We start from the raw sequence: 25,767 nt of genomic DNA, 5'->3' as shown, positions 1-25,767 counted from the left end.
AGGGTGGCGACGTGGCAACGAAAATATCAAAAAGCGGTAACGCATCGTCGGGCGAGAAGATCTCATCGCGCGACGCGCTTCTCCGAAGCGCCAGCGAACTGATGACCGAACGCGGAACGATTGAAATATCGCTGAGTGATATTGCAAAGCATTCCGGGCTGAACTCGGCGCTCGTAAAATATTATTTCGGTACCAAACAGGGCATGATGCTTGCCCTGATCGAAGATGTTCTGGGCCGTGGACTGATCCAGCTCGAGGGGCTGTTGTCGATGCCGCTCGACCCGATCGAAAAGCTCAAGCTGCATGTTAAGGCGATCATCACGGTATATTTCCGATACCCGTATATAAACCGCCTTATTCACTATCTGTTCGAAGATCCCGAGGCGGGGCAGGAAGTCGCCCGTACGATTTCCACGCCGCTCGCGGAAACCCAGCGGGCGCTTCTCGAAGAGGGCATCGCGGCTGGCTTGTTCAAGCCGATCGAGCCCATGCTCTTCTACTTCATCGTGCTGGGCGCCTGCGACCACCTTTTCTTCGGCCAGCATATGCTTCGCGTTGCGTTCGGAGTGGACACAATCGACGATGATCTGCGGCGGCGCTACACCAATACCTTGCTCGACCTCATTCTGAATGGGGTCCTGGCGACGCCGGAAACTTCCCGCGCCGCCTGAACCGGTTTGCTGCGACGGCATCACACCATCGCAGCGGTTCCGAAGATCGCCGAGCTGACGATAGGCGCGCCCGGGCCACCGGCCAGGAGGCAGGTTTTCGCATCGGGAACCGGATTTGCGGATTCTCCGCGCAGACACTGAACCGCCTCGAGTGCGATTCCGATACCGTGAATGAATCCCTGTGCGGTGTTGCCGCCATGGGTGTTGACGGGCAGCTGGCCCGACGGCGCGATGAGATTTTCGAACCGGATGAATTCGCTCGCGCTCTCATACGTGCAAAAGCCGTGATCGATCAGCGAAGTGACACCCTGCGCCGAGAAATTCTCATAGATTTGCGCGACATCGATATCGGTCGGGGTCAGGTCGGTCTGCTCCCAGAGCCGACGTGCCACGCTGCCGAAGCCGCCGGAAGCATAGAGGTCTGCATCGTCATTTTCGAGCAGGTCGCCCCAGCCCTTTTCCGCACCCTGGGTTACCCCCAGCAAATGTACCGGCGGGCGGCGCAGGTCGCGCGCATGTTCCGCCGAAACCAGCAATAATGCGCCGGCGCCGTCATTTTCGCGCGAACAATCGAAAAGGTGAAAGGGTTCGGCGATCATGCGCGATGCCATATACGCGTCATGGTCGAATTCGCTGCCATAGGCGACGGCGGCCGGATTGCGGCTGCCATGATAATAGCAGGCCTGCAAAAAGGCCTCCGCCGTTTCGGCGGGAACGCCATGATAGCCGAACAGGCGCTGGGCGCGCAGCGCACATACCTGTGCAGGCGCTACAAGACCCGCCGCCGCCATGTGCGGGTTGAGGTGGTGCGCCATCACGGCTGCCGACAATCGACCGCTGGCATCCTGAACCAGCGCGCGAAACACGATGACGGCCTTGGCCTGACCGGTAAGGATCGCTCCGGCCGCGCTGCCGAATGCCGCCGCGATGCCGCCGCCGCCGCCGCCGAATACCGTCTGGGTCCAGTTGAGCTCCTTGGTGCCCAGGTCGGACATCAATCGAACCGGCTCGTTCTTGTCGTCGCCATAGCTCACGAACCCATCGACATCGGCGGGGTCGAGACCGGCGTCCTCGCACGCCTGGATGATGGCGCGCACCAGGCATTCGCGCTCGGAATAGGGCGCGGTTCCCCGCTTGAATTGCTGGACGCCGACACCGGCGACGGCGGTTTTGCCGAACAGGGCCTTGTTCATTGGGCGTCTCCATCGCGCGCTGCCAGATGCCACAGGATCGTGGGGATTTCGGTTTCTCCGTATCGCGTGTGCGAAACGCGGCCTTTCACTGCGGCGCCGATCGGGACCGGGGCGGTATCCGCGACTCCCTCCAGCAAGCCCATCAGGCGGCGATTTCCTGCGGCGGGGATTGCGACGACCACCGTTACGAAGGGCTTTTCCAGACCTTCCGTGCCGCCGAACGGATGCCAGGTCCGCGTCCAGCTGAAAATCTCGCCTTCCAGCGGAATGTCATGCCAATCGAGACCCCAGGAGTCGCATTCGGCGCACCGTGAAACCGGCGGCCAATGCCACACACCGCAATTCTTGCAGGTCGGCAGATTGAGCCGACCCTGTTCAAGCGCTGCCCAATAGGGCGCGTCCAGGTCCTTGGGGCTTGCCTCGATCATGGCGGCATCGATCTCCTTTTTTGGCGCGATCGCAGAATCCATCCGCGCGATATTTTGGACGCATATCGACTGATGCGCGTATTCAGTCAATCGATTGAATGAAAACTTTCGCGGTGCTGCGGCTGCCGTTGCATTCGCCGACGGGGACTATATGCCGAAAAACGGCACCGCAATTTAAAGGAAAAGGCCATGCGTTCCAGCCATCCGTCCGGCCCGTCCTCGGGGACCTATGTCTCTCAGCGGCTGCGGCTTCATTATAATGACTGGGGCAATACCGATGCGCCGCCCCTGCTGCTCGTGCACGGCGGCAAGGATCACAGCCGCAGCTGGGACTGGGTGGCGAATGCGCTGCGCGACGATTGGCACGTCATCGCTCCGGATCTTCGCGGGCATGGCGACAGCGCATGGTCGCCCGACGGCAATTACAGCTTTGCGGCATATATCTATGACCTGGCGCAACTGGTCCATCAGCTGGGCGAGGGGCCGGTCACGATCGTGGCGCATTCGCTCGGCGGCGCAATTTCCCTGCGCTATGCCGGAATTTTCCCGGAGATGGTGTCGAAGCTGGTTGCGATCGAAGGGACCGGCGCCACCCCCGCGGCAAGGCGGCAAAAGGCGCTCGATCCGATCGACCGGAGGTTTCGCGAGTGGATCGCGGAATGCCGCGAAATGAGCGGTCGCCACCCGCGCCGATACCAGACATTCCAGCAGGCGCTCGAACGCATGCGTCAGGCCAATCCCTATCTGTCGGACGAGCAGGCCGAACATCTTACGGTGCATGCCGTCGCGCGCAACGAAGACGGGACGCTGAGCTGGAAATTCGACAATTACACGCACAGTTCGCCGCCGGTGGACCTGTCGCGCGACCAGATCGAACGGCTATGGTCGCGCATATCCTGTCCCACACTGCTCGCCTGGGGCGACAGAAGCTGGGCAGTTCATCCGGAAAAAGATGGCGTAACCGCCTGTATTCCGGACGTGCGCGTGGCCGAATTCCATGACGCCGGCCATTGGCTGCACCATGACCGGTTTCCCGAGTTTGTGAAAGTTCTGCGCGACTTTCTGGGGCGTGGTCAGGCGGTGTGAAAGTGCAGGACCTCTTCGGCGGGCGCCCGGCTCGTCACGGTCTGGTTCACTGCAGCGGCGCCATCGCGCCAGCCGATCGACATGCCAGTGAACAGCATCTGACCCTCCGGCGCATCGACGAATTCGGCGATCGTCCGGTGATATAGCGCCCAGCATTCCTGTGCGCAGGAATCGAGCCCGGCCTCGCGCAGTAACAGCATGACGGTCTGAAGATACATGCCGCAGTCCGACCATTGGGGCGGCCCGTGATTACGGTCGACGAAGCAGAACAGGCCCACCGGCGCCCCGAAAAACTGATAGTTGCGGGCAAACCATGCGCGGCGCGCGTCCTTGTCTTCGCGGGGGATGCCGATCCGTTCGTACATCGCCTCGCCGACGGCGAAGCGCCGGTCGCGATAGGGCGCGGCAAGATCGCGGGGATAGATGTCATATTCGGTGCCTTCGCCCAGCGGCGATTCGGCAAGCCGCTTCGCCATCAAGCTGCGTAGGGCGGTCATCCGTTCCCCCGCCACGACATGAATATGCCAGGGCTGAAGATTGCCCCCCGAAGGCGCGCGCGCCGCCTTCAAAAGCAATTCCCGGAGCAGATCGAGATCGACCGGCTTTTCAAGAAACGCACGCGTCGACCGGCGGGTGGTTACGGCTTCACTGACATTCACGATTCTGGCATCCCCTCGTCTTCGATTGCGGGTTTAGCGATCGATATGCTAAGTTTCAATCAAGCGATTAGATTACATTGCGATGGCGAGATCGCGATGTTAGGTCGGATCGACCTTATGGATGTGTCCGAAAGAATTAAAGGCGAGAGCGATGGACTTTGAAAACGGCTATGTGATGACGATCGACGGGGCGGATGCACCCGGCGAAGGGCAGGTCGATGTCGTCAATCCGGCTACGGGCAAGCCATTTGCGACTGCGCCGCGCGCCGGCGCGGCCGATCTTGATGCCGCCGTTGCCGCGGCGCGGCGGGCGCTTCCGGGATGGCGCGCAACGCCGATCGCCGATCGCCGCGCTGCGCTGATCGCCGCGGGCAATGCGATCGCGGCCCATGCCGAGCAGTTCGGGCGCCTGTTCACGCGCGAACAGGGGCGGCCTCTTGCGCTTGCCATCGGTGAGATCAAGCATGGCGCCTATTGGATGAAAGCGACGGCGAAGCTCGACCTTCCGGTCGATGTTACCGAAGATACCGAGCAGCGGCGAATCGAAGTGCATCACGAACCGGTCGGGGTGGTCGCGGCGATCGTGCCGTGGAATTTCCCGTTCCTGCTGGCGATCTGGAAGATCGCTCCGGCGCTGCTGGCGGGCAATACGGTGGTGGTGAAGCCATCGCCGTTCACGCCGCTCTGCTCGCTCAAACTGGGTGAGTTGCTGCGCGAATTCCTCCCCGCCGGCGTGCTCAACGTCATCTCCGGCGGTGACGAACTCGGGCCGATGATGACCGCGCATAAGGGTTCCGACAAGATCAGCTTCACCGGCTCGACCGCGACCGGCAAGAAGGTGATGGAATCGGCGGCGCGCGATCTCAAGCGCGTCACGCTCGAACTGGGCGGCAACGATGCCGCCATCGTGTTGCCCGACGTGGATGTCGACGCCGTGGCCGAGCAGATATTCTTCGGTGCCTTCTACAATACCGCCCAGGTCTGCATCGCCACCAAGCGCCTCTATATCCATGAGGATGTGTACGATGCGCTGCGGGACAAGCTGCACGATATCGCCAGGCGCGTGGTCGTCGGCGATGGCGCGCAGCAGGGCAGCGAATATGGTCCCATTCAGAACGAGCCGCAATATCGTCGGGTGATGGCGTTGCTGGAGGATGCCCGCTCGAACGGTCTGACTCTGCTGCAAGGGCGCGATGTTCCGACGGAGGGGTATTTCATTCCGCTTACGATCGTCGACAATCCGCCGGAGGATTCGCGCGTCGTTCAGGAGGAAGCGTTCGGGCCGATCCTGCCGCTGCTCAAATATAGCGATCTCGACGATGTGATCGCGCGCGCCAACGATTCCGAATATGGCCTTGCCGGGGCGGTATGGTCGAGCGACATCGATGCCGCAGTGGCGGTGGCGAAGCGGATCGAAACCGGGACGGTATGGATCAACCAGAATCTGCAGAACACGCCCTATACTCCGTTCGCCGGCGTGAAACAGTCGGGCATCGGCGTGGAAAACGGTATGGCCGGCCTGCTGGAATTCACCCAGCCCAGGACATTGTTCATTCCGAAAGTGCCGCAGGCCGCGGAATAGCCTGCGCATGTCTGGTCTTTCGCATCCGGCGCGCATCGCGGAGCGGGAGCCGGATCGTATCGCCTATGTGATGGCCGCTGACGGTGACGCGATATCCTATGGCGAGCTGGAAGCGCGTTCCAGCCGCCTGGCGCGTTACTGGCGCGCGATCGGCCTGCGCGCCGGCGACACCATCGCGTTCGTTGTCGAAAACAACGCGTGGGTGTTTCCGCTCGTCTGGTCGGCGCAGCGTTCCGGCCTATATTATGTGATGATTTCAACCGGCCTGTCGGCGGCGGACATGGCCTATATCGTCAATGACAGCGGCGCTTCTGCGGTCGTCGTTTCGCCGATCACTGCGCCTCGGATCGCGCCGGCGCAGTCGGAGATCGTTTCCGCGCGGATGCTCCATCTTGACGCGGTTCTGGCCGCCGCAGCGGAATTGCCGCCAGAACCGATCGCCGACGAAAGCGCCGGGATCGACATGCTCTATTCGTCCGGAACGACCGGACGGCCCAAGGGCGTGCGCCGTGCCATCGAACCGGGCCTGCCGATCACCACACCGATCGCGCTCGATTCGCTGGTTGCACAGCATTACGGTCTGGGGAGCGAGACGCGTTATCTGTCGCCGGCGCCGCTCTATCACGCCGCCCCGCTACGCTGGTCGATGGCGGTCCAGCGCCTCGGCGGGATGGTGGTGGTGATGGATCGCTTCGATGCGCAACAGGCGCTGACGCTGATCGAGCGCCACCGGATCGACGCTTCGCAATGGGTGCCCACGCATTTCGTCCGGATGCTGCAACTGCCCCAGGCGACGCGCGAACGGTACGACCTGTCGTCCATGCGCGTCGCGCTCCATGCCGCCGCGCCTTGCCCGGTCAGCGTGAAGGAGCAGATGATCGCATGGTGGGGCCCGGTTCTGCACGAATATTATGCAGGCACCGAAACCAACGGCTTCACCGCAATCGATGCGCAGGACTGGCTGGCGCATAAGGGCTCGGTCGGGCGCGCACTGGTCGGCGAACTGCGCATTTGCGGCCCGGATGGCGAAGCCTTGCCCATCGGCAAAACCGGCGATGTCTATTTCGCCAACGGACCGGCATTTTCCTATCACAATGATCCGGAAAAAACCGCATCGGCGACCAATCGCCATGGCTGGACGACGCTGGGCGATGTCGGTCGCATCGACGATGCGGGATATCTCTATCTGACCGATCGCCGGAATTTCATGATCATCTCGGGCGGCGTGAATATCTATCCTCAGGAAATCGAGAATGCGCTGATTGCGCATCCGGCGATTGCCGATGTTGCAGTGATCGGCGCGCCCGATCCGGACATGGGCGAGAAAGTCGTGGCAGTGGTCGAACTGCGCGATCCGGCAGCCGCGAGCGCCGAACTCGCCACGGATATTCGCGAATTTGCGCGCGCGCGGCTGGGATCGATCAAGACACCGCGTGTCGTCGATTTCACCGACGCGCTGCCGCGACAGCCGACGGGCAAATTATACAAACGATTGCTGCGCGATCGATACCGCGTGGACGCCTAGACAAAGGGACGACAATGGATTTCACCTTTTCCGACGAGCAGGTGCAGCTGCGTTCGAGCCTGCAATCCTATCTTGCCGAACGCAACGGGTTCGAACGGCGCGTGAAGATCAGTCGGAGCGAGCCGGGCTGGAGCGCCGATCTCTGGCGCGGCCTGGCCGAGGAACTGGGCATCATCGGCGCGGCGCTTCCCGAAAGCGTGGGCGGCATCGGCGGTGGTCCGGTCGAAACCATGATCATCATGGAGGAGCTGGGCGCCAGTCTGGTGCTCGAACCCTATTTCGAAACCGCCGTCGTGGCGGCAGGCCTGCTGCAAGCAGGGGGGCGCGAGGCGGAACTCGAGGCGATCGTGCGGGGCGATGCGCGCTACGCCTTTGCCTGGGCGGAACCGGAGGGGCGGTATCGCTATCACCATGTCGGTACGCGCGCCGTACGCGATGGATCGGGCTGGCGGCTGTCGGGCATGAAGGCGGTGGTCGGTGCCGCGCCATGGGCGACGCATCTGCTGGTCAGTGCGCGAACCGGCGGCGACATACGCGATCGGGACGGTATTTCGCTGTTTCTGGTCGATCCGGCTGCTTGCGGTGTCGCGATGCGCGGCTATCCGACGATCGATGGACGGCGGGCGGCGGACATTCGCTTCGATGATGTGCAGGTCGATGCCACTGCGCTGGTCGGGACGGAAGGCACGAGCCTTTCGCTGATCGAAAAGGTCGGTGACGTCGCGATTGCCGCACTGGGCGCCGAAGCGCTCGGCGTGATGCGGCGGCTGGTTCAGGACACGATCGACTATACCAGGCAGCGTCGCCAGTTCGGTCAGCCGATTTCGAGCTTTCAGGCGCTTCAGCATCGCATGGTGGACATGTTCATGAAGCTCGAACTGGCGACATCGGCAGTGTATCTGGCGACGCTCAGCCTCGATGCCGATGCGACGGAACGGGCCAAGGCGGCTTCGGCGGCGAAAGTGTCGGTGGGCCAGGCGCTGCGGTTCATCGGGCAGAATGCGGTTCAGCTGCACGGCGGCATGGGCATGACCGACGAATTGCCGGTCGGCCATTATTTCAAGCGCGCTACCGTGATCGAAGGCGAACTGGGCAGCACCGATTATCATCTCGCTCGCTATGCCGAACTGAGCAAGGCGGCGGCCTGATCCGATGGAACTGCGCCTGACGCCCGCCGAACGGGCGTTCGCCGAAACGGTTCGCGGGTTCTTCGCGACCGAATACCCCCAGGACGTGCTGGCAAAAGTGCGGGAAGGCAGCCTGCTCACGCGTGAAGATCAGGTGCGCGCGCAATGCGCGTTGCAATCGCGCGGCTGGTTCGCAATCGGCTGGCCCGAGCAATTCGGCGGCCCGGGCTGGACTCCGACCGAACGCTATATTTTCGAACAGGAACTCGAACGGGCGGGCGCGCCGAACATCATTCCGATGGCAGTGATCTATATCGGGCCGATCATCTGTGCATTCGGCACGCCCGAGCAACGGCAACGCTGGCTGCCCGACATATTGGAATCGCGGGCGATGTGGGCCCAGGGCTATTCGGAGCCCGAATCGGGTTCCGACCTTGCCAGCCTCGGGATGTCGGCGGTGCGCGACGGCGACGATTATATTCTCGATGGGACCAAGATCTGGACCAGCGGCGCGCATTGGGCGGACTGGATCTTCTGCCTGGTCCGCACTTCGCGCGGGGAGCGCAAGCAGCAGGGCATTTCGCTGGTCTGTGTGCCGATGGATGCGCCCGGAGTGCGCGTCGAGCCGATTATTTCCATCGACGGCACGCATGAGCTGAACCGCGTCACGTTCGACCGGGTGCGGACCCCGATCGCCAATCGGATCGGCGAGGAAGGGCAGGGGTGGCATTATGCCAATGTGCTGCTTGCATCCGAACGCCTTTCCTATGCGCATATCGGTCGGAAAAAATCGGATCTGCAGGCGATACGCCGGATGGCGTCGGACCTGCCGGGCGATTTCGCCGAAACGATGATCGAGGAGCCGGGCTTTGCCGAACGCCTTGCATCGGTCGAGATCGCAGCGTCGGTGATCGAGATATCGGTGTTGCGCGCGCTGACCGGCGAACCCGATGCCGCGGTGATTTCCGCCCTCAAGATCGCGTGTACCGAAGCGGCGCAGCAGATTACCGAATTGTGGCTCGAACTCGCCGACCGCTATCGCCAGCCGTTTCTGGAGCGCACCCTGTCGGGCTGGAACCGGACGCTGCCTGAGGCGAAGCGCTTCGCCGTGCCGCAAACCGCATCCTATCTGTTCGAGCGCGCGCAGACCATTTACGGCGGCGCCACCGAGGTTCAGAAGAATATCATCTGGCGGTTGCTGGCGCGTGCCAATGCATTGCCGCGTCAGGGCCAGGCGGTTAGCTAATCAATCGATTAAACTTGCATGACTCGTGCGCCGTGATTAGGCCGCGAGCAGGACAAGACGGGAAGCGGAGAGAGACGCCATGGCCGGAGCAGCCGAACCGAAGCGAACGCCGGAAACGACGCCGGTAATCGTGGGGATTGGTGAGTTTGTCGACCGGCCCGAAAATCCCGCCGATGCCCGCGAACCCGTTGCACTGATGGCCGAAGCGCTGCGCGCCGCCGATATCGATGGCGGCGGCGGGCTGCTCGATCGGCTCGAATCGATCGAGCTGATCGGATTGATCAGCTGGCGATACGAAAACCCGGTCGGTTTGCTCTGCGAAAAACTGGGAATCGCCCCGGCGCGACAAGTGAATGCGAGCATGGGCGGCGAAACGCCGATCCGCCTGATTCACGAGGCGGCGGTGCGTATCGCAAAGGGCGAACTGACCACGGCGGCGATTGTCGGCGGCGAAGCGATGCATGCGCGCAACGCGGCCCGCAAGGCAAAGGCGAAGCTCGACTGGACGCCGCTCGCCAGCCGCGAATCCGCAGTGCAGTTTCCGATGAGCCGCTATGCGATGAGTCCGGTGGCCAGGAAGCTGCGGATCATGGATCCGGCGCAAATCTATCCCTTCTACGAAATGGCGACGCAAAAGGCGTGGGGCGAACCCCCCGCCGAGGCACAGGCGAAATCGGCCGAACTCTGGGCGCGCTATGCAAAAGCGGCGGCGGCCAATCCCTATGCGTGGATCCGCTCTGCCCCCGATGCCGCAGAGATTGCCGATGTCAGCAAGAACAACCGGCTGATCAACTGGCCCTATCCCAAATTCATGGTCGCCAATCCCAGCGTCAATCAGGCGGGCGCGGTGATCGTGACCAGCCTGGCAGCTGCGCGCGCGGCAGGTGTCCCCGACGATCGGCTGGTCCATATCTGGGGCGGCGCGAAGGCGGACGAGCCCGAAGATTATCTCCAGCGCGACCGCTATGATCACAGCACCGCGCAAACCGCGGCACTGGAAGCTGCAGTCGATCTGGTCGGCGGCGATGTGCGCCGCTTCGGCCCGATGGAACTCTACAGCTGCTTTCCCGTGGTGCCCAAAATGGCGCTGCGCACGCTGGGCCTGACTGCCGAGGAGCGTTCTCCAACGGTCGCGGGCGGCCTCACTTTCTTCGGTGGTCCGCTCAACAATTATATGACGCATGCCATGTGCGCGATGGTGCGCCGGCTGCGCGATGCGCCTGAGGAAATCGGGCTGCTCTATGGGCAGGGCGGCTATGTGAACAAGCATCATACGATGGTTGTCAGCGTCCGTCCGCCCGAAGCGCCGATGGCGCTGGAATATTCGGTGCAGGCAAAGGCCGATGCGGCGCGCGAACCCGCGCCCGAACTGGCTGTCGACTATTTCGGCCCGGCGACCATCGAGACCTATACGATCACCTATGGCCGCGACGGACGCCCGATCGACGGCATCGTGATCGCCCGCACGCCGAAGGGCGCGCGCGCCATGGCGAGGATACCCTGGAGCGACGAGGCGGGTATCGCGCTGCTGCAATCGGCCGAGCGCAACGCGATCGGCACCGAGGGGCATATTCGCACCGATCCGTTCGGCAAGCCGATCTTCGAGCTGGGAGCCTATGTGGCGCCGGCGAAGCGTCCGCTCAAATATTGCATGGTCGAGCGGGAAGGGCCGCTGACGATCGTGACGATCAACCGGCCGGATTCCATGAATGCGTTGACGCCGCAGGCCAATGCCGAACTGGCCGAACTGTTCGATGATTTCGCGGCGGACCCTGACCAATGGGTCGCGATCCTGACCGGGGCCGGCGACCGTGCATTCTCGTCGGGAAATGATCTGAAAGCGACGTCGGTGTCGATGGCGCGGGGCGCGCCGCTTGAAACCCCGGTCACCGGGTTTGCCGGCCTGACGTCGCGCTTCGATCTCGACAAGCCGGTGATCGCTGCGGTCAACGGCGTCGCGATGGGCGGCGGGTTTGAGATTGCGCTGGCCTGCGACCTGATCGTCGCCAGCGAGAATGCGCTTTTTGCATTGCCGGAGCCGAAAGTCGGGCTGGCGGCGCTTGCCGGCGGACTGTTGCGCCTGCCGCGTCAGATCGGGCTGAAACAGGCGATGGGCATGATTCTGACCGGTCGTCGCGTGCCGGCGCAGGAGGGCATGGCGCTTGGCTTCGTCAACGAAGTCGTACCCCAGGGCGCAGCACTCGCGGGGGCGCGGCGCTGGGCTGAATCGATCCTCGAATGCAGCCCGATGTCGATCCGCGCGTCGAAGCAGGTCGTCCGCAAGGGACTCGATACGCTGACGCTTGCCGAAATCGACGGCGAGCAGGACCGCCTGCCCGCGGTCAAGGCGCTGTTCCGCTCGGCGGACGTGCGCGAAGGACCGCTCGCCTTCGCCGAAAAGCGCAAGCCGAACTGGAAAGGACGCTGACATGATCAAGACCCGTTTCACCGAGCTGTTCGGCGTCGAACACCCGATTGCGCAGGGCGGCATGCAATGGGTCGGCACTGCCGAACTGGTCGCTGCGGTCGCCGATGCGGGCGCGCTGGGCTTCCTGACGGCGCTGACTCAGCCGAGCCCGGAGGCGCTGGTCAAGGAAATCGCGCGAACGCGCGAGATGACCGACAAACCGTTCGGCGTGAACCTGACGATCCTGCCGGCGATCACGCCGCCGCCCTATGCCGAATATCGCCAGGCGATCATCGAAAGCGGCATCAAGGCAGTCGAAACTGCCGGATACAAGCCACAGGAACATGTCGACGCGTTCAAGGCGCATGGCATCAAGGTGATTCATAAATGCACTGCGGTGCGTCATGCGCTTTCGGCCGAGCGGATGGGTGTCGACGCGATATCGATCGACGGGTTCGAATGCGCGGGGCATCCCGGCGAGGACGATATTCCCGGCCTTATCCTGATCCCGGCGGCAGCGGACAAGGTCAAGATACCCATGCTTGCCTCAGGCGGTTTCGGCGATGGCCGCGGGCTGGTCGCGGCGCTCGCGCTGGGAGCCGAGGGCATCAATATGGGGACGCGCTTTTGCGCGACGAAGGAAGCGCCGATCCATGACGGGATCAAGCAGGCCATCGTCGCGAACGACGAACGCGCGACCGAATTGCTGTTCCGCAGCTATCGCAACACCGCGCGCGTCGCCAGGAACAGCGTTGCCATGGAAGCCGTGCAGATCGAGCGCGAGGGCAATCCCTTCGAAGCGATCGCGCATCTGGTGAAAGGCGCGCGTGGCAGGGAAGGCCTGGAAAATGGCGACCCCGAACATGGCATCTGGACAGCGGGGATGGTCCAGGGGCTGATCCACGATATTCCCAGCGTGGCCGAGCTTGTCGAACGCATTGTTGGCGATGCCGAGGCGTTGATCGGCGAACGGCTGGCAGGGCTGGTCGCGACGCGCGAACGGGCGAACGCATGATGGAACTGGCCTGGAACGAGGATGAGCTTCGTTTTCGTGACGAGGTGCGCGCTTTCCTCGACGCCAATCTGACGGACGAAATCCGCGCCGCCGGATTGTTGATGACCAGCGTCTATGCCGATCACGAACGCTCTCTCGAATGGCAGCGCATTCTTCATGCGCGGGGCTGGGCTGCGCCGGCATGGCCCACCGAATATGGCGGCGCCGGGTGGAGCGTGACGCAGCGATACATATTTTCGCGCGAACGGGTCGCCGCAGGTGCGCCGCCGGTTTCTCCGATGGGCATTCAGATGTGCGGACCGGCGATCATCGGGCATGGCACGCCCGAGCAAAAGGCCTATTTCCTGCCACGAATGCTGTCGGGCGAACATTTCTGGTGCCAGGGATATTCCGAACCCGGTGCCGGGTCCGATCTCGCTTCGCTGCAGATGCGGGCAGAGGATGACGGCGATCATCTGATCTGTTCGGGCCAGAAAATCTGGAACACCCATGCCGATATTGCCAATTGGGGCTTTTTCCTGGTGCGCACCGGCAAATATGATCGCCCGCAAAAGGGCATCACCTTTCTGTTGATCGACATGGCGACACCCGGCGTCACGGTGCGCCCGATCATTTCCCCGTCGGGGGAGCATATCCAGAACGAGATTTTCCTCGACGAGGTTCGGGTGCCCAAATCCAATGTCGTCGGCACGATCGACGATGGCTGGACGGTGGCGAAATATCTTCTGGAATTTGAGCGCGGAGGCGTGGCCTATGCGCCGGAACTGCAGGTCCGGCTCGACGCGATCGAGGCGGCGGCGCGGCAGGTGCCCGGCGACGGAACCGGCACGCTCCGCGAAGACGCCGCATTTTCACGACGCGTCGCGGAGGCGCGGATCGCGATTTCGGAGCTCGAAATCTATGAGTTTCGCGCCATGTCGGCGGAGGCCGAAGGCAAGTCCCCCGGAGCATCGGCGTCGATCATGAAGATACGCGGGACCGAGTTGCAGCAACTGCTGACCGAGCTCGGGCTGATCGTCGCCGGGCGCTATGGCTTTGCCTATCAGCCGCAGGCGGGCCGGCCCGGCGGTCCGGTTCAGTTTCCCCATGGCGACGATGTCAACGGACCCGACTTCGCCGCGATCGCGCCGCTGCGTTACCTTAACGAGCGTGCGGGAACGATCTATGCCGGGTCGAACGAGATTCAGCGGAACATTCTGGCCAAGCTGCTGGGGCTGTAGCGCGGACCGTCCGCGCTTCAGTCGATTGTTGCCGGCAGCAGGTCGACCAGCGCCTGTGCCTCGGACAAGGCGCGGGCGGCATCGTTGAGATGCGTGCATCCGGCCGTCCCGCGCAGACGCAGCAGCGTCTCGCGCCGCAGGTCGGCCAAAGGAAGGCCGATCAGCGCCTGCACGCTTTCCGGAGCTCCCAGGCATTCGGGGTGCGGCAACACACCCGGAATGCCTCGATCGCAAGCAATGCGCCGCTGGCGCGATCGGCGCTGGCGCAGACGCGGTATTCGTGGACGGCGGAGCGGCGCATTCCGGGGACGATGCCGCTGTCCTGAAACATGGCGTCGATCGCGATCCTGCCATGTTCGATCCACACATCGACTCGCCTGACCCGCCGCATCGTTTTTTCGCGATCGGGTTTCAGCGGGTGAAAGGCATCGGGATCATCGTCCCGGCCCAGCGCAGGGACATAGTCGATCTTGTCGAAATAATCGTGGCTGGCCAGGCCGCTCGCGCCCTTCCGATATCCCACACAGGCATTTTCCATCGATTTGCTGTCGCCGACCCATGCGATCAGCTCGGAACGATCCTCGATCCATTTGGTCCAGACCCAGGTGGCGATGATGCTGCTCCCGACCAGATCGTCGAGCAGGACTGCCAGCGGACGCCCTGCAAGCTGCGGATCGTCGAGAAAGGGGCGCAACCGGCCGCGCAGGCCGACAATCGCGCTGTCGCCGATCAGCGTTTCGATTCCGGGAAGCCGGGGCGAGGTGTCGAGCGCTTCGATGATCTTGCCGGGGGTGACGAGCGCCTTCAGTTCATCGAACCGCCGCGTCAGCGGGGCTCCGCCACCTGCTTCCGTCACGGCGTCGCGGGCCGAGCCGTACAATGCGACCGGGCCGTCGCGTCCTTGCGGAAATTCCATTTCGATCGAAGTCGTTCGCCGCACCGAATGGGGGCGGCGAGCCGGTGTCTCGGTCACCATGACGCCGGATTCGTGCCTTGACCCCGATGCACCGTCCTTCGAAAAATCCATAATTCTAATTACGCGATTAACATTGGCATGGAAAGCTCCTAGTTGCTGGGGTGAGACGGAATATCAGATGCGGGGAGGCGCAGATGCATTATGATGTGGTGATTGTCGGGGCGGGGCATGGCGGCGCTCAGGCTGCAATCGCCTTGCGGCAGAACAAGTTCGAAGGATCGATCGCGATGATCGGTGAAGAGCCCGATCTTCCGTACGAACGCCCGCCGCTCTCCAAGGAATATCTTGCGGGCGACAAGAGCTTCGACCGCATCCTGATTCGTCCTGCGCAATTCTGGGACGACCGCGAGATATCGATGTTGCTGGGCCGGAAGGTTGTGCGCGTCGATCCCGATCATCACCATGTCGTGACCGAGGACGGCGAAACAATTGGCTATGGCAAGCTGATCTGGGCCACCGGCGGCCATCCGCGCACCCTGGCATGCGCCGGCAACGATCTTGCCGGGGTGCATATGGTGCGCACTCGTGCGGACGCCGATCGGATGATGGCCGAATTGCCCGATGTGCAGCAGGCGGTGGTGATCGGCGGCGGTTATATCGGGCTGGAGGCAGCCGCCGTTCTCGCCAAGTTCGGCAAGCAGGTGGTGCTGCTCGAAGCGCTGGACCGTGTTCTGGCACGCGTCGCGGGCGAAACGCTGTCGCGCTTCTATGAAGCCGAGCATCGCGCCCATGGCGTCGACATACGGTTGAACGCGGCAGTCGACTGTATCGTCGGTGAGGGGCAGGTGGCGGGCGTACGCATGCGCGACGGCAGCATCCTTCCGGCGCAACTGGTGGTCGTCGGGATCGGAATCGTTCCGGCGGTAGCGCCGCTGCTGGACGCTGGTGCCGAAGGCGGCAACGGCGTCGCCGTGGATGCCGAATGCCGCACTTCGCTGCCCGATATCTTTGCGGTGGGCGATTGTGCGCTGCATGCCAATCGCTACGCCGAAGATATGCCCATTCGTCTGGAGTCGGTTCAGAACGCCAATGATCAGGCAACCGTCGTGGCCCGCGCGATCACCGGGAACCCGTCCCCCTATGACGCGGTGCCGTGGTTCTGGTCGAACCAATATGACCTCAAGCTTCAGACGGTGGGACTTTCAACCGGCCATGATGCGACCGTCGTGCGCGGCGACCCGGCGACGCGCAGCTTTTCGGTGATCTATCTGAAGGACGGCCAGGTGATCGCACTGGACTGCGTCAACGCGGTCAAGGACTATGTCCAGGGCAGGAAGCTGGTTGTCGACCGGGCGCGCATCGATCCCGCGCTGCTGTCCGATGCGGCGACGCCGTTGAAGCAACTCGTCGCCTGACCACGGCCCCGGCGCGCCGCCGTCCCGATGGCGGCACTGCCGGTGGAGATGCTGGGCCGCCGGCGTATCTGGTCGCCGCCCAGGCGCTGCACGCGCTGTCGGAGCGCGCGTCAAGCCGGATGCGTCAGGCGAGTAGGCTGGGAAATTTCGGATAGACGCGACACACCCCGCTGGCGCATGCGTCATCATCGATCCGGGCCCAGCTGTCGGAGGCAAGCACCGAACGCATCACATGCGATCGCTGGTCCGCCTCGGCACAGAATCTCGCGCCCTCCAGGCTGTTTTCGAGCCTCCCCCGGGCGAAGAGAGTCGTTCCTGCGCGTGGCGTCGCCTCGAAGCGCGCGCTGATCCCGGCCTCCCGTTTCAGCCCAAACATGCGCCGCAGCGCGGCGAAAACGAAAAAGCGAAAACCCAATAATGCGGCCACCGGATTTCCGGGCAATCCGAAATAGAGTCGGCCATCGGGAAGCTTCGCGACCAGCAGCGGCTTGCCCGGACGCATCGCGATACCGTGCAGGAGGATCTCGGCACCAAGCGCCTTGAGCGCGGGGCGGATCAGGTCGCGGGTTCCCGCCGAAACGGCACCGGTCGATAGCAATATGTCGGCATCGCTCGATGCGATCGCACCGGCCAGCATTGTCTCGAAATGCGCGGGCTGTTCGGAGATGTGCCCCAGAAACGTCACCGGAATGCCGGCATATTCCGCGGCGGCCTCGATCATCGGGCGGTTGGAGTCCGCATGTTGATGCTCGCCCGGTGCTGCCGCCTCGCGCGCGATCTCGTCGCCGGTCGAAAACAATCCGAGGCGCGGAACCCGGCGCACCTGGAGGCACGTGACTCCATAGGCGGTCAGTGCCGCCATCGCATCCGGGGTGACGCGCCTGCCCGCGGCAAGGACGATCTCGCCGGCTGCGGCATCCTCTCCCGCTTCGCGACGATTCAGGCCGCTGGCAATCGGCGCTTCGATCGACAATATGTCGCCGGCGGGTGTCGGGACAGGTTTCGCGCGTTCGCGCGCCACAACGCTGTCCGTGCAGTCGGGAAGAGCCGCGCCGGTATTGATGGGATACGCCATTCGCGCCTTTGTCGGCGGACCGGATTTTCCTGTCAGGACCTCCGGCCCGATCGGCAGGCGAACCGGCGTCAGGGCGCTCGCCCCGACCGTGTCCGCACTGGATAGGGCATAGCCGTCCATCGCGGCCATGGCGAAGCGGGGAAAGGGGCGGACCGCATGGACCGGCGCGCCGGTAATGCGTCCCGCCGCAGCGCGCAGCGCGATTGTTTCGAGCGGTGCCGGAACGCATGCCGCTTCGATCCAATCCAGCGCGGTGGCGACATCGGGTTTCACAAAAGGCCGCTTCTTCCGGTAAATCGTCGCGGCGAAGACGCCGCCGCCGGGGCGCCCGACGCTCGCCGCATTATCGCTGCGAACCCAAGTTCACGCCCATGGTAACACCGCCGCGCATTCGCCCCTGCGGAGCGAGCCGGGCACGGCCATGCCGCTACCTCTGGCTTTCGGGCAGGCGCACGATCAGGCCATCGAGTTCCGGGCGCATTTCGATCTGGCACGACAGGCGACTGGTCTCGCCCCGGTCGTTGACGCAATCGAGCATGTCTTCTTCATCGGCACTCGGCGCACCCACTTTCGGATACCAGGCGTCGTCGACATAGACGTGGCAGGTCGCGCAGGCACATACCCCGCCGCAATCCGCGTCGATGCCGTCGATGCCGTTATCCTTTGCGGCGCGCATCACCGACGTGCCTTCCGAAACCTCTGCCACATGCTCTGCACCGGCCACATCGACATAGATTATCTTCAGCATCGCTCTCTCACTTTCAATCAAGCGATTAATGTTGCATAGCATGGCTGTCAAACGACCGGTTGCGCAGCCCGGCAAACAATTTGGCAGGTGATGAGGTCCGGAAATGAGCGAAGCGAGCGGCGTCACACAGGCTGACTATGCGATCGTTGGCGGCGGCGCGGGGTGCGTTCCGGCTGCGCGATTGACCGCGCACCCGACTCACGGTCGGCGGCAGCATGTTCGACCGGTTCCTGAACAAGCTAGAGGCGGCACCCATAATGATCCCCGCCGTAATGATACCCAATGACAATGATACCCAATCCGGAGAAACCAAATGAGCACATTGACGGCTGACAAGGCGCTGGTTGCGCATCCCAATGCGCTGTTCATCGGCGGGCGCTGGCGGCCAAGCACGAGCGGAAAACGCATCGAGCTGATCAATCCTTCGACCGAACAGGTTTTCGCCTCGGTGGTCGAGGCGGGGCCGGAAGATGTCGAGCTTGCCGTTACCGCTGCACGCGAGGCGTTCGATTCGGGTCCCTGGCCGCGCCTCAGCCCTGCCGAACGCGCGCAATATATGCGCAAGCTAGCCGCCGCGCTGATCGAGCGTGAGGAGGCACTCGACGCCGCCTGGATTGCACAGGTCGGTGTGCCGGTCTCAATGGCCGGCGGATCGACTCGCGGCACTTGCGGGCTGCTCGATTATTATGCGGGCCTCGCCGAAACCTATCGCTGGGAAGACGTCCGCCCGTCGCATGGCTTCATGTCCGAAGTCGCAGTGGTGGTGCGCGAGCCGGTGGGCGTGGTCGCGGCGATCGCGCCGTGGAACGGGCCGCTTGCTTCGATGCTGATCAAGCTCGCTCCGGCCCTGGCCGCCGGGTGCACGATCGTGATGAAACCCTCGCCGGAAACGCCGCTCGAAGCGTTCCTGATCGCCGAGGCGGCAGAGGCAGCGGGTTTCCCCGAAGGCGTCATCAACCTGATCCCTGCCGATCGCGAAGTGTCGGAACTGCTGGTGCGCCACCCCGGCATCGACAAGGTCGCGTTCACCGGATCCTCGGCGGCCGGCATGCAGATCGCATCGATCTGCGCGTCGCGGATGGCGCGCTATACGATGGAACTGGGCGGCAAATCCGCCGCGATCGTGCTCGACGATTTCGATCCTTCGGCGCTCGGCCCGGCGATCGCGCCGCTGATCACCTTGCTCTGCGGTCAGGTGTGCATCAATTTCAGCCGCGTTCTCGTCCCGCGCGCCCGGCACGACGCCTATGTCGAAAGCCTTGCCGCGGCGATGAAAGCCACAGTGGTCGGCGATCCCCAGGATGCGGGGACGATGATGGGACCGCTCGCGATGCGCCGCCACCATGAAAAGGTCAGTGGCTTTATCGCCCAGGGCGAGCGTGAGGGCGCACGGCTGGTAACCGGCGGCGGCCGTCCCGCAGGGCTGGGCTGCGGCTTCTTCATCGAACCGACTGTCTTCGCGAACGCCACCAACGACATGGTGATCGCGAGCGAAGAAATATTCGGTCCGGTGACGGCGGTCATACCCTATGACAGCGAAGAAGAGGCGGTTCGGATCGCCAATGACAGCGAATATGGCCTTTCCGGAGGCGTCTATACCCATGACACCGATCGCGCCTATGCGATGGCGCGACGGATCAGGACCGGGCATTTCACCCAGAACGGGCGCGATTTCGACCTGACCAATCCGTTCGGCGGTTTCAAGAAATCGGGATATGGACGCGAGGGCGGGCCGGAAGGGCTCGAACCCTTCACCGAAATCAAGACCGTGTTTCTGCCCCAGGCTCCGTCGCATCTGAAATGAGCGAAGTGCAGACAGGCGAAACGATGCGGACAGAGACGTTTCATGCGCCGGACGGGGTCAGGCTGACGGCCGATGTCGATGGCCCCGACGGCGCGCCGACGGTAATATTGATGCATGGCGGCGGGCAGACACGGCACAGCTGGTCCGGCGCCATGCGGGCATTGGTCGCACGCGGCTATCGCGTGATCAATTATGATGCGCGTGGTCATGGCGAAAGCGACTGGTCCGATGCCGGGGCCTATATGCTCGATGATCGTGTCGATGATCTGCGCGCGATCGTGGCGCGGCTCGACGTACCCTATGCGCTCGTCGGCGCCTCGCTGGGCGGGGCGACGTCGATCCATGCGGTGGCACAGGGGTTGCGCCCGGCCGCCGTCGTGCTGGTCGACATCGTGCCGAATGCCGAACCCGAAGGCGTACAGCGCATCGTCGGTTTCATGCGGGGGCATGTCGATGGTTTCGGTTCGATCGAGGAAGCCGCCGACGCGGTGGCTGCCTATAATCCCGCGCGTCGGCGCCCCCGCGATCCGACCGGGCTGATGCGCAATCTGCGGCTGCGCGACGACGGGCGGCTCTATTGGCATTGGGACCCGCAGATCGTCGCGACCGATCCGGAACATCACCACCGGATAGTCGTCGCGTCCGCGCAGGAGATGGCGCGGCAGCGCGACTTGCCGATCATGGTCGTCCGCGGATTGCGCAGCGATGTCGTCAGCGAAGCGGGGGTGGCGGCGTTTCGGTCGCTCGTCCCCCAACTCGAAGTCGTCAATGTCGCAGGCGCGGGGCATATGGTGGCGGGCGATCGCAACGATGCATTCAACGCCGGGGTGCTCGAATTTCTGGCGCGCGCAATGCCTGTCGACGCATTTCGCCCGTAGGGCTGATCTGGGCGACTTGGCAGCGCAACCTATCGGTGTTAGATAATCGATCAATTAGTAAGATAAACGAGCGAGAGGCGACCGGCGATGAACATGGAATCGGACGTGAAGCCCGCCGAGCGCAAGATTACGACGCTGGCGATGCTCAATCCGGGTCTGCAGGCTGCTATCCGCCGGATTCCGGCCGAAGCCGACGCCGTGATCGAGCCGATCGAAGCAACGCGGCCCAATGCGATATTCACCGGTCGCGAACGCTTTGCGCGCGAACAGGAGCGCATTTTTCGTCGCTTCCCCGTGCCCGTGACGCTTTCGGCGCTGCTGCCGGAGCCGGGATCGGTGGTGGCACAGGACGGCTATGGCATTCCCTTGCTCGTCGCCCGCACGCGCGACGGCGAAATCAAGGCTTTCATCAACGCCTGCCAGCACAAGGGGTCGAAGCTGGTCGAGGATTGCGAAGTGCACCGCCAGTCGCGACTCACCTGTCCCTATCACGCCTGGACCTATGGCATCGACGGCAAGCTGATCGGTGTCGCGCGCAGCGAGGCCTTCGAAAATCTCGACAAGTCGGCGCGCGGTTTGAAGGAATTGCCGGCGCGCGAATGGGGCGGGGTGGTCTATGTGCAACTGGATGGTCGCGCCGACCCCGACTGGTCGCAGCTTTCCGAGCGCGTGGCAGAGGATTTCGGTTCGCTCGGCATCCCGTCCGCACATGTCTATGGCCGCAAGACCTTTGATCTGAAAGCCAATTGGAAGGTCGTGCTCGAACCCTTTCTCGAAGGCTATCATGTCCAGCGGCTGCACGCGCAGTCGATCGGCGACCAGTTTCCCGATGCGCCGAACATCGTCGACATGTTCGGCGCCAATGTTCGCCAGATTTCGGGCCGGATCGGCTATACGCCGGCGATGCTCGACGCGGATGCGGGCGCCAATGTCCACAAACTCGTCACCCATGCCTATACGGCCTTTCCCAACTGCGTGGTGGTGACCAGCCAATATTATATCAGCGTCATGCTGCTGTTCCCGCGCGATGTGGACCGCACGGTCGTCGACTATTTCATGCTGACGCCCGAACCGGCCGGTACGCCGAAGGCCGAGGAAGTGTTCAAGCGATCCTATGAACTGATCCTCAGCGTGTTCGGCAACGAGGATTTCCGCGCCGCTGAAATCAGCCAGCAGGGGCTGGCGGCGGGCGTACCTGCCGAAACCGTCTATTGCGGGCTCGAGAGCAATATCATCCGCTATTACGACGCGATCGAGGCGCTGCTGTGAACGCTTCGACGATCGCGGACACGGTCCCCCGGAACGGGAGGCGATGACGCCATGGCACAAACGCTTTCGGGCGTGAACGCATGGTGGGCGCGGATGCGCCCCGATCAGCCGGCGATTGTCCTCGGCGAGGACCGGCTGACCTATGCCGAATATAAGGACTGGTCGGATCGCGTTGCCGCCCTGTTGATCTCCGAGGGGCTGGAACCGGGTGATCGGGTGGCGATCTGCGCGCGTAACAGCCTGGCCTATTGCGCATTGATCCTGGGCACGATCCGCGCCGGCGGCATCGTCAGCCCGGTCAATTTTCGCTATACCGCGCGTGAGATCGGCGAGCTTTGCCAGTCGACAGAGCCGCGGCTTGCCTTTGCCGATCCGGAATTCGTCGATGCGATGCAGGCTGCCGGGCCGACCGTGCGATCGACGCGCGAAATCGTCGCGCTCAGGACGGGTGCCCCGGCGAGCGTCGATCATGACCCCGATCCGGATGCGCCGGTAGTCATCATCGCCACGTCCGGCTCTACCGCGCGACCCAAGGGGGTCGTCTATACGCATCGTACCATGCTCGCCTATGCCGCGAACTGGGCGGTTGAGGAGACGGCCACTGCGGCGGGAGCGCGCGTTATCGGGCTGGCGCCGCTCAACACATCGGCCGGCTTCGTTCAGCTGACTCACTATACGGCGCAGGGCTGTACCTATTACATGCAGCCGCAATTCGACCCGCTCGAAACGCTGCGGCTTATCGTGCGGGAGCGGATTGCCTGTTTCGCGGCAGTGCCGGTCTTTTTCGAAGCGATCGCCGCGCTGCCCGAATTCGCCGATGCCGATCTCTCCTCGATCAGGATAGCGACATGCGGCGGCGCCCGGGTGAGCCGGCAGTTGCTCGAAACCTATCGCGCCAAGGGCGTGACGCTCCGCCAGATTTACGGCCAGACCGAAGTGGGCGGCAACGCCACGATCATGCCCGAGCATATGGCGATCGAGGAACCGGAGAAATGCGGTTGGGGCGGCGCCTTCATCGATATTCGCGTGGTGCGTCCCGACGGGAGCGATTGCGAACCGGGCGAGCCCGGCGAAATCCTGATGCGCTCGCCGGGCATGATGACCGGCTATTGGCGCAACCCCGAAGAGACCGCACGCACGTTACGTGACGGGTGGCTCCATTCGGGAGACCTCGGGATGCTCGACGAACGCGGCCTTCTGACCTTTCTCGATCGGATGAAGGACATGATCATCTCCGGCGGACTCAACATTTCCGCCGCAGAGGTTGAGCGCGTCCTGTGCGAATTCCCCGGCATCACCGAAGCCCAGGTGATTGCTGCGCCCGATCCCAAGTTCGGAGAGACGCCTTTCGCAGTCTATCACGGGCCGCAACAGGTCAGCGAGACCGCTCTGATCGAACACTGCAATTGCAATCTGGCTGATTACAAAGTGCCGCGATATCTGGCTTTTTCGCCCGATCCGCTGCCCCGCCTTGCCACCGGCAAGCTTTCGAAACCCGCGATTCGTGAACGCTATGCCGGCGCGCACGAAACCATGATGCGCGTGCGCTAGGAGAAGACCGATGAATGCTACTGCCTCTATCGAATTGCCGCCCGTGATTCCGGATCATGTGCCGCCCCATCTTGTTTTCGAGTTCGACATCTATGGCGATTCGCGCGTCGGCGAAGACGTCCAGGGCGATTATGCGCGCGCGCTCGAGCAGGTGCCGGATATCTTCTGGACGCCGCTCAACGGCGGGCACTGGATCGCGAAGGGGTTCGACGCCATTACTGCCGTCGTGACCAATCCGGAGCATTTCTCGGTCCGGGAGATGCAGATTCCGCGGGTGGAAAATCCGCCTTTCTATATCCCGCTCAGCCTCGATCCGCCCGAAAACCTGCCCTATCGTCGCGCGATGCAGCCGATGTTCGGGCCGAATGCGATCAAGGCGCTCGAGCCGCGGATCCGGGAATGGGCGGCGCAGATCATCGATGCCGTCGTCGATCAGGGACATTGCGACTTTCAGGGCGATGTCGCCAAGCTGTTCCCGGTTTCGGTGTTCATGGAACTGATGGGAATGGACCTGTCCCGGCTCAAGGAATTCCGGAATCTCGCCGAGGAGTTTTTCGACGCGCAGAGCGACGCGGAGACCATGGGCCGCCTCAGCGCAGAGATCCTGGGGATCCTGAAGGTTTTGATCGCGGAAAAGCGCGTCAATCCCGATGACAAGCTGATGACGCATTTCATCAATGTCGACATCGGTGGTCGCCAGATGAGCGACGACGAAATCCTGGCGATGACCTTCATTCTGTTCCTGGGCGGCATGGACACCGTGACCAATGTCACTGGCTTTGCCTATCAGCAGCTGGCGCAGATGCCCGATGTCCAGGAGCGGATCGTGAACGACTCCTCGGCGATCGCTGCCTTTGCCGATGAGGCGATCCGCCTGTACGGAGTGGTCAACACGCCGCGCCTGGTGGTGAAGGACATCGACATCGGCGAAGCGAAATTCCGGGAAGGCGAGATGGTGCTCAATATCCTGACCGTCGGCAGCCGCGATCCCAAAAAGTTCGACGCGCCCAATGCCTTTGATATCGATCGCAAGCGAACGGCGCACCTTACCTTTTCTTCGGGTCCGCACATGTGCATCGGACATGTGCTGGGGCGCGCGGAAATCCGCATTCTCACCGAGGAATGGATCAAGCGTATTCCGTCGTTCCGAGCCGTGGCGGGGCAGCCGCACCGCTTCCGCATGGGCACGGTGATGGCGCTGGAAAATCTCCCGATCGAATGGGATGTGACTCGCGCCTGACCAGCGGGTTCAGGCGGATCGACGATCGCGCGCCTGCGCGGTCGTCGATCCCCCGGCATGGGACAGCGGGCGGCCGAGCGAACCCTGTTCGATACGCGCCCGGACGCCCGCCAGAAACATGCGCAGCGTTTCGATGAACAGCTGCTCTTCGTCGAAGGGATTGCTTTCCAGCGCTTTGCCAAGTTGCGGATATTCGTGCGCATCGATGGGCGGCATCGGTGCCTCGCCGCGAACCGCCGCCGCTGCGGCGAACAATGCCGAACCGAATGTCAGCTTCTCGGTCCCCTCGATCACCGCCATATGGGCTTCGGGGGGATAGTCATAGGTTTTCGTCCATCGATCATAGGCGCGCAGCAAAAGCTTGCGCGGGAAGAAGCGCAGCATCAGCGGCGCTGCATTGGGATGGGCAAGCAGCGTGCGGCGCGCACTGACGCACAGCGAGACGATCCATTCCTCCGCAGACGCCTGACCCTGAAGGTGAACGCGTATTTCGAGCAGCAGCAGCCGCGCGACTTCCTCGAGCAGCGCGTCCTTGTCGCGGAAATGATAATAGAGCGATGGCGACCGAACGCCGAGCCGCTGGGCAACCTGCGACAGGCTTAGTTTCTCAAGTCCGACTTCGTCGATGACCGCCAGGGCGGCTTCCGCCGCACCTCTGCGGGAAATCAGGGGCTTTGATGGTCGCGCCAAGAACGATTCCTTTCGAGCGCGT

At 63.2% G+C, this 25,767-nt stretch carries 23 protein-coding genes; 15 read left to right on the top strand and 8 right to left on the bottom strand.

Annotated elements, in window-relative coordinates:
* Positions 1-11 precede the first annotated feature (11 nt).
* Positions 12-671 carry a TetR family transcriptional regulator gene (locus tag DKB74_RS07725; protein WP_275658163.1) on the top strand — a complete coding sequence of 220 codons (660 nt, stop codon included), beginning with the start codon at positions 12-14 and terminating at the stop codon, positions 669-671.
* A 20-nt stretch (positions 672-691) separates the two neighbouring features.
* Here the strand turns inward: DKB74_RS07725 and DKB74_RS07720 are convergent, their stop codons facing one another.
* Positions 692-1,864 carry a thiolase C-terminal domain-containing protein gene (locus DKB74_RS07720; RefSeq protein WP_109807536.1) on the bottom strand — a complete coding sequence of 391 codons (1,173 nt, stop codon included), beginning with the start codon at positions 1,862-1,864 and terminating at the stop codon, positions 692-694.
* Positions 1,861-2,292, bottom strand: coding sequence for a Zn-ribbon domain-containing OB-fold protein (locus tag DKB74_RS07715; protein ID WP_205007849.1), 432 nt, complete (start codon positions 2,290-2,292; stop codon positions 1,861-1,863). The genes DKB74_RS07720 and DKB74_RS07715 overlap by 4 nt, the downstream gene beginning before the upstream one ends.
* Before the next feature lie 189 nt (positions 2,293-2,481).
* Between DKB74_RS07715 and DKB74_RS07710 the strand changes: the two genes are divergently transcribed.
* Entirely contained in the window at positions 2,482-3,378 is an 897-nt protein-coding gene (locus DKB74_RS07710; RefSeq protein WP_109807534.1) for an alpha/beta fold hydrolase, read from the top strand.
* Here DKB74_RS07710 and DKB74_RS07705 read toward each other — a convergent pair.
* Positions 3,366-4,037: a nitroreductase gene (locus tag DKB74_RS07705; RefSeq protein WP_109807533.1), complete on the bottom strand. Its 672-nt coding sequence runs from the start codon at positions 4,035-4,037 to the stop codon at positions 3,366-3,368. The genes DKB74_RS07710 and DKB74_RS07705 overlap by 13 nt on opposite strands.
* 151 nt (positions 4,038-4,188) lie before the next feature.
* On the opposite strand from DKB74_RS07705, the gene DKB74_RS07700 reads away from it, so the two are divergent.
* From DKB74_RS07700 to DKB74_RS07670, 7 genes are all read left to right on the top strand, one after another.
* A complete protein-coding gene (locus tag DKB74_RS07700; protein ID WP_109807532.1) occupies positions 4,189-5,619 on the top strand; it encodes an aldehyde dehydrogenase family protein in 1,431 nt (476 codons plus the stop codon).
* Between the two features lie 7 nt (positions 5,620-5,626).
* Positions 5,627-7,144 carry an acyl-CoA synthetase gene (locus tag DKB74_RS07695; protein ID WP_109807531.1) on the top strand — a complete coding sequence of 506 codons (1,518 nt, stop codon included), beginning with the start codon at positions 5,627-5,629 and terminating at the stop codon, positions 7,142-7,144.
* 14 nt (positions 7,145-7,158) lie between these two features.
* A complete protein-coding gene (locus DKB74_RS07690; RefSeq protein ID WP_109807530.1) occupies positions 7,159-8,292 on the top strand; it encodes an acyl-CoA dehydrogenase family protein in 1,134 nt (377 codons plus the stop codon).
* 4 nt (positions 8,293-8,296) lie between these two features.
* The gene (locus DKB74_RS07685; protein ID WP_109807529.1) at positions 8,297-9,517 is read left to right on the top strand and encodes an acyl-CoA dehydrogenase family protein; all 1,221 of its coding nucleotides are present in this window, start codon (positions 8,297-8,299) and stop codon (positions 9,515-9,517) included.
* A 79-nt stretch (positions 9,518-9,596) separates the two neighbouring features.
* Positions 9,597-11,945 carry an enoyl-CoA hydratase-related protein gene (locus tag DKB74_RS07680; protein ID WP_109807528.1) on the top strand — a complete coding sequence of 783 codons (2,349 nt, stop codon included), beginning with the start codon at positions 9,597-9,599 and terminating at the stop codon, positions 11,943-11,945.
* A gap of 1 nt (position 11,946) precedes the next feature.
* Positions 11,947-12,939, top strand: coding sequence for an NAD(P)H-dependent flavin oxidoreductase (locus DKB74_RS07675; protein WP_109807527.1), 993 nt, complete (start codon positions 11,947-11,949; stop codon positions 12,937-12,939).
* Positions 12,936-14,159 carry an acyl-CoA dehydrogenase family protein gene (locus DKB74_RS07670; protein ID WP_338062885.1) on the top strand — a complete coding sequence of 408 codons (1,224 nt, stop codon included), beginning with the start codon at positions 12,936-12,938 and terminating at the stop codon, positions 14,157-14,159. The genes DKB74_RS07675 and DKB74_RS07670 overlap by 4 nt, the downstream gene beginning before the upstream one ends.
* Before the next feature lie 17 nt (positions 14,160-14,176).
* On the opposite strand, the gene DKB74_RS18785 is transcribed toward DKB74_RS07670, so the two are convergent.
* Together DKB74_RS18785 and DKB74_RS18780 are read right to left on the bottom strand one after the other, a co-directional pair.
* On the bottom strand, positions 14,177-14,332 hold the full coding sequence (locus DKB74_RS18785; RefSeq protein ID WP_420822400.1) for a DUF2889 domain-containing protein: 156 nt from the start codon (positions 14,330-14,332) through the stop codon (positions 14,177-14,179).
* On the bottom strand, positions 14,320-15,075 hold the full coding sequence (locus DKB74_RS18780) for a DUF2889 domain-containing protein (RefSeq protein ID WP_161956831.1): 756 nt from the start codon (positions 15,073-15,075) through the stop codon (positions 14,320-14,322). Before DKB74_RS18780 ends, DKB74_RS18785 begins: the two co-directional genes overlap by 13 nt.
* Positions 15,076-15,269: 194 nt before the next feature.
* Between DKB74_RS18780 and DKB74_RS07660 the strand changes: the two genes are divergently transcribed.
* The gene (locus tag DKB74_RS07660; protein ID WP_109807524.1) at positions 15,270-16,490 is read left to right on the top strand and encodes an NAD(P)/FAD-dependent oxidoreductase; all 1,221 of its coding nucleotides are present in this window, start codon (positions 15,270-15,272) and stop codon (positions 16,488-16,490) included.
* A 124-nt stretch (positions 16,491-16,614) separates the two neighbouring features.
* Here the strand turns inward: DKB74_RS07660 and DKB74_RS07655 are convergent, their stop codons facing one another.
* Together DKB74_RS07655 and DKB74_RS07650 are read right to left on the bottom strand one after the other, a co-directional pair.
* Positions 16,615-17,838 (bottom strand): molybdopterin molybdotransferase MoeA, encoded by a 1,224-nt coding sequence (locus DKB74_RS07655; RefSeq protein WP_109807523.1) that lies wholly within the window; start codon positions 17,836-17,838, stop codon positions 16,615-16,617.
* 154 nt (positions 17,839-17,992) lie between these two features.
* Positions 17,993-18,313 carry a 2Fe-2S iron-sulfur cluster-binding protein gene (locus DKB74_RS07650; protein ID WP_109807522.1) on the bottom strand — a complete coding sequence of 107 codons (321 nt, stop codon included), beginning with the start codon at positions 18,311-18,313 and terminating at the stop codon, positions 17,993-17,995.
* A gap of 313 nt (positions 18,314-18,626) precedes the next feature.
* On the opposite strand from DKB74_RS07650, the gene DKB74_RS07645 reads away from it, so the two are divergent.
* From DKB74_RS07645 to DKB74_RS07625, 5 genes are all read left to right on the top strand, one after another.
* Positions 18,627-20,117 (top strand): aldehyde dehydrogenase, encoded by a 1,491-nt coding sequence (locus tag DKB74_RS07645; RefSeq protein WP_109807521.1) that lies wholly within the window; start codon positions 18,627-18,629, stop codon positions 20,115-20,117.
* Between the two features lie 23 nt (positions 20,118-20,140).
* Positions 20,141-20,995, top strand: a complete 855-nt coding sequence (locus DKB74_RS07640; RefSeq protein WP_109807697.1) for an alpha/beta fold hydrolase — start codon at positions 20,141-20,143, stop codon at positions 20,993-20,995.
* Between the two features lie 87 nt (positions 20,996-21,082).
* Complete coding sequence (locus tag DKB74_RS07635) at positions 21,083-22,264, top strand: aromatic ring-hydroxylating oxygenase subunit alpha (RefSeq protein WP_109807520.1); 1,182 nt, start codon at positions 21,083-21,085, stop codon at positions 22,262-22,264.
* Positions 22,265-22,315: 51 nt separating this feature from the next.
* Entirely contained in the window at positions 22,316-23,815 is a 1,500-nt protein-coding gene (locus DKB74_RS07630) for a class I adenylate-forming enzyme family protein (protein WP_109807519.1), read from the top strand.
* Between the two features lie 10 nt (positions 23,816-23,825).
* Positions 23,826-25,055, top strand: coding sequence for a cytochrome P450 (locus DKB74_RS07625; protein ID WP_109807518.1), 1,230 nt, complete (start codon positions 23,826-23,828; stop codon positions 25,053-25,055).
* Positions 25,056-25,064: 9 nt separating this feature from the next.
* Here DKB74_RS07625 and DKB74_RS07620 read toward each other — a convergent pair whose 3' ends face one another.
* Positions 25,065-25,745 (bottom strand): TetR/AcrR family transcriptional regulator, encoded by a 681-nt coding sequence (locus DKB74_RS07620; protein ID WP_161956830.1) that lies wholly within the window; start codon positions 25,743-25,745, stop codon positions 25,065-25,067.
* Positions 25,746-25,767 lie beyond the last annotated feature (22 nt).

The organism is Stakelama portus (assembly GCF_003171655.1).
Lineage (GTDB): Bacteria > Pseudomonadota > Alphaproteobacteria > Sphingomonadales > Sphingomonadaceae > Sphingomonas > Sphingomonas portus.
This window is presented reverse-complemented; position numbering and strand designations above follow the sequence as displayed.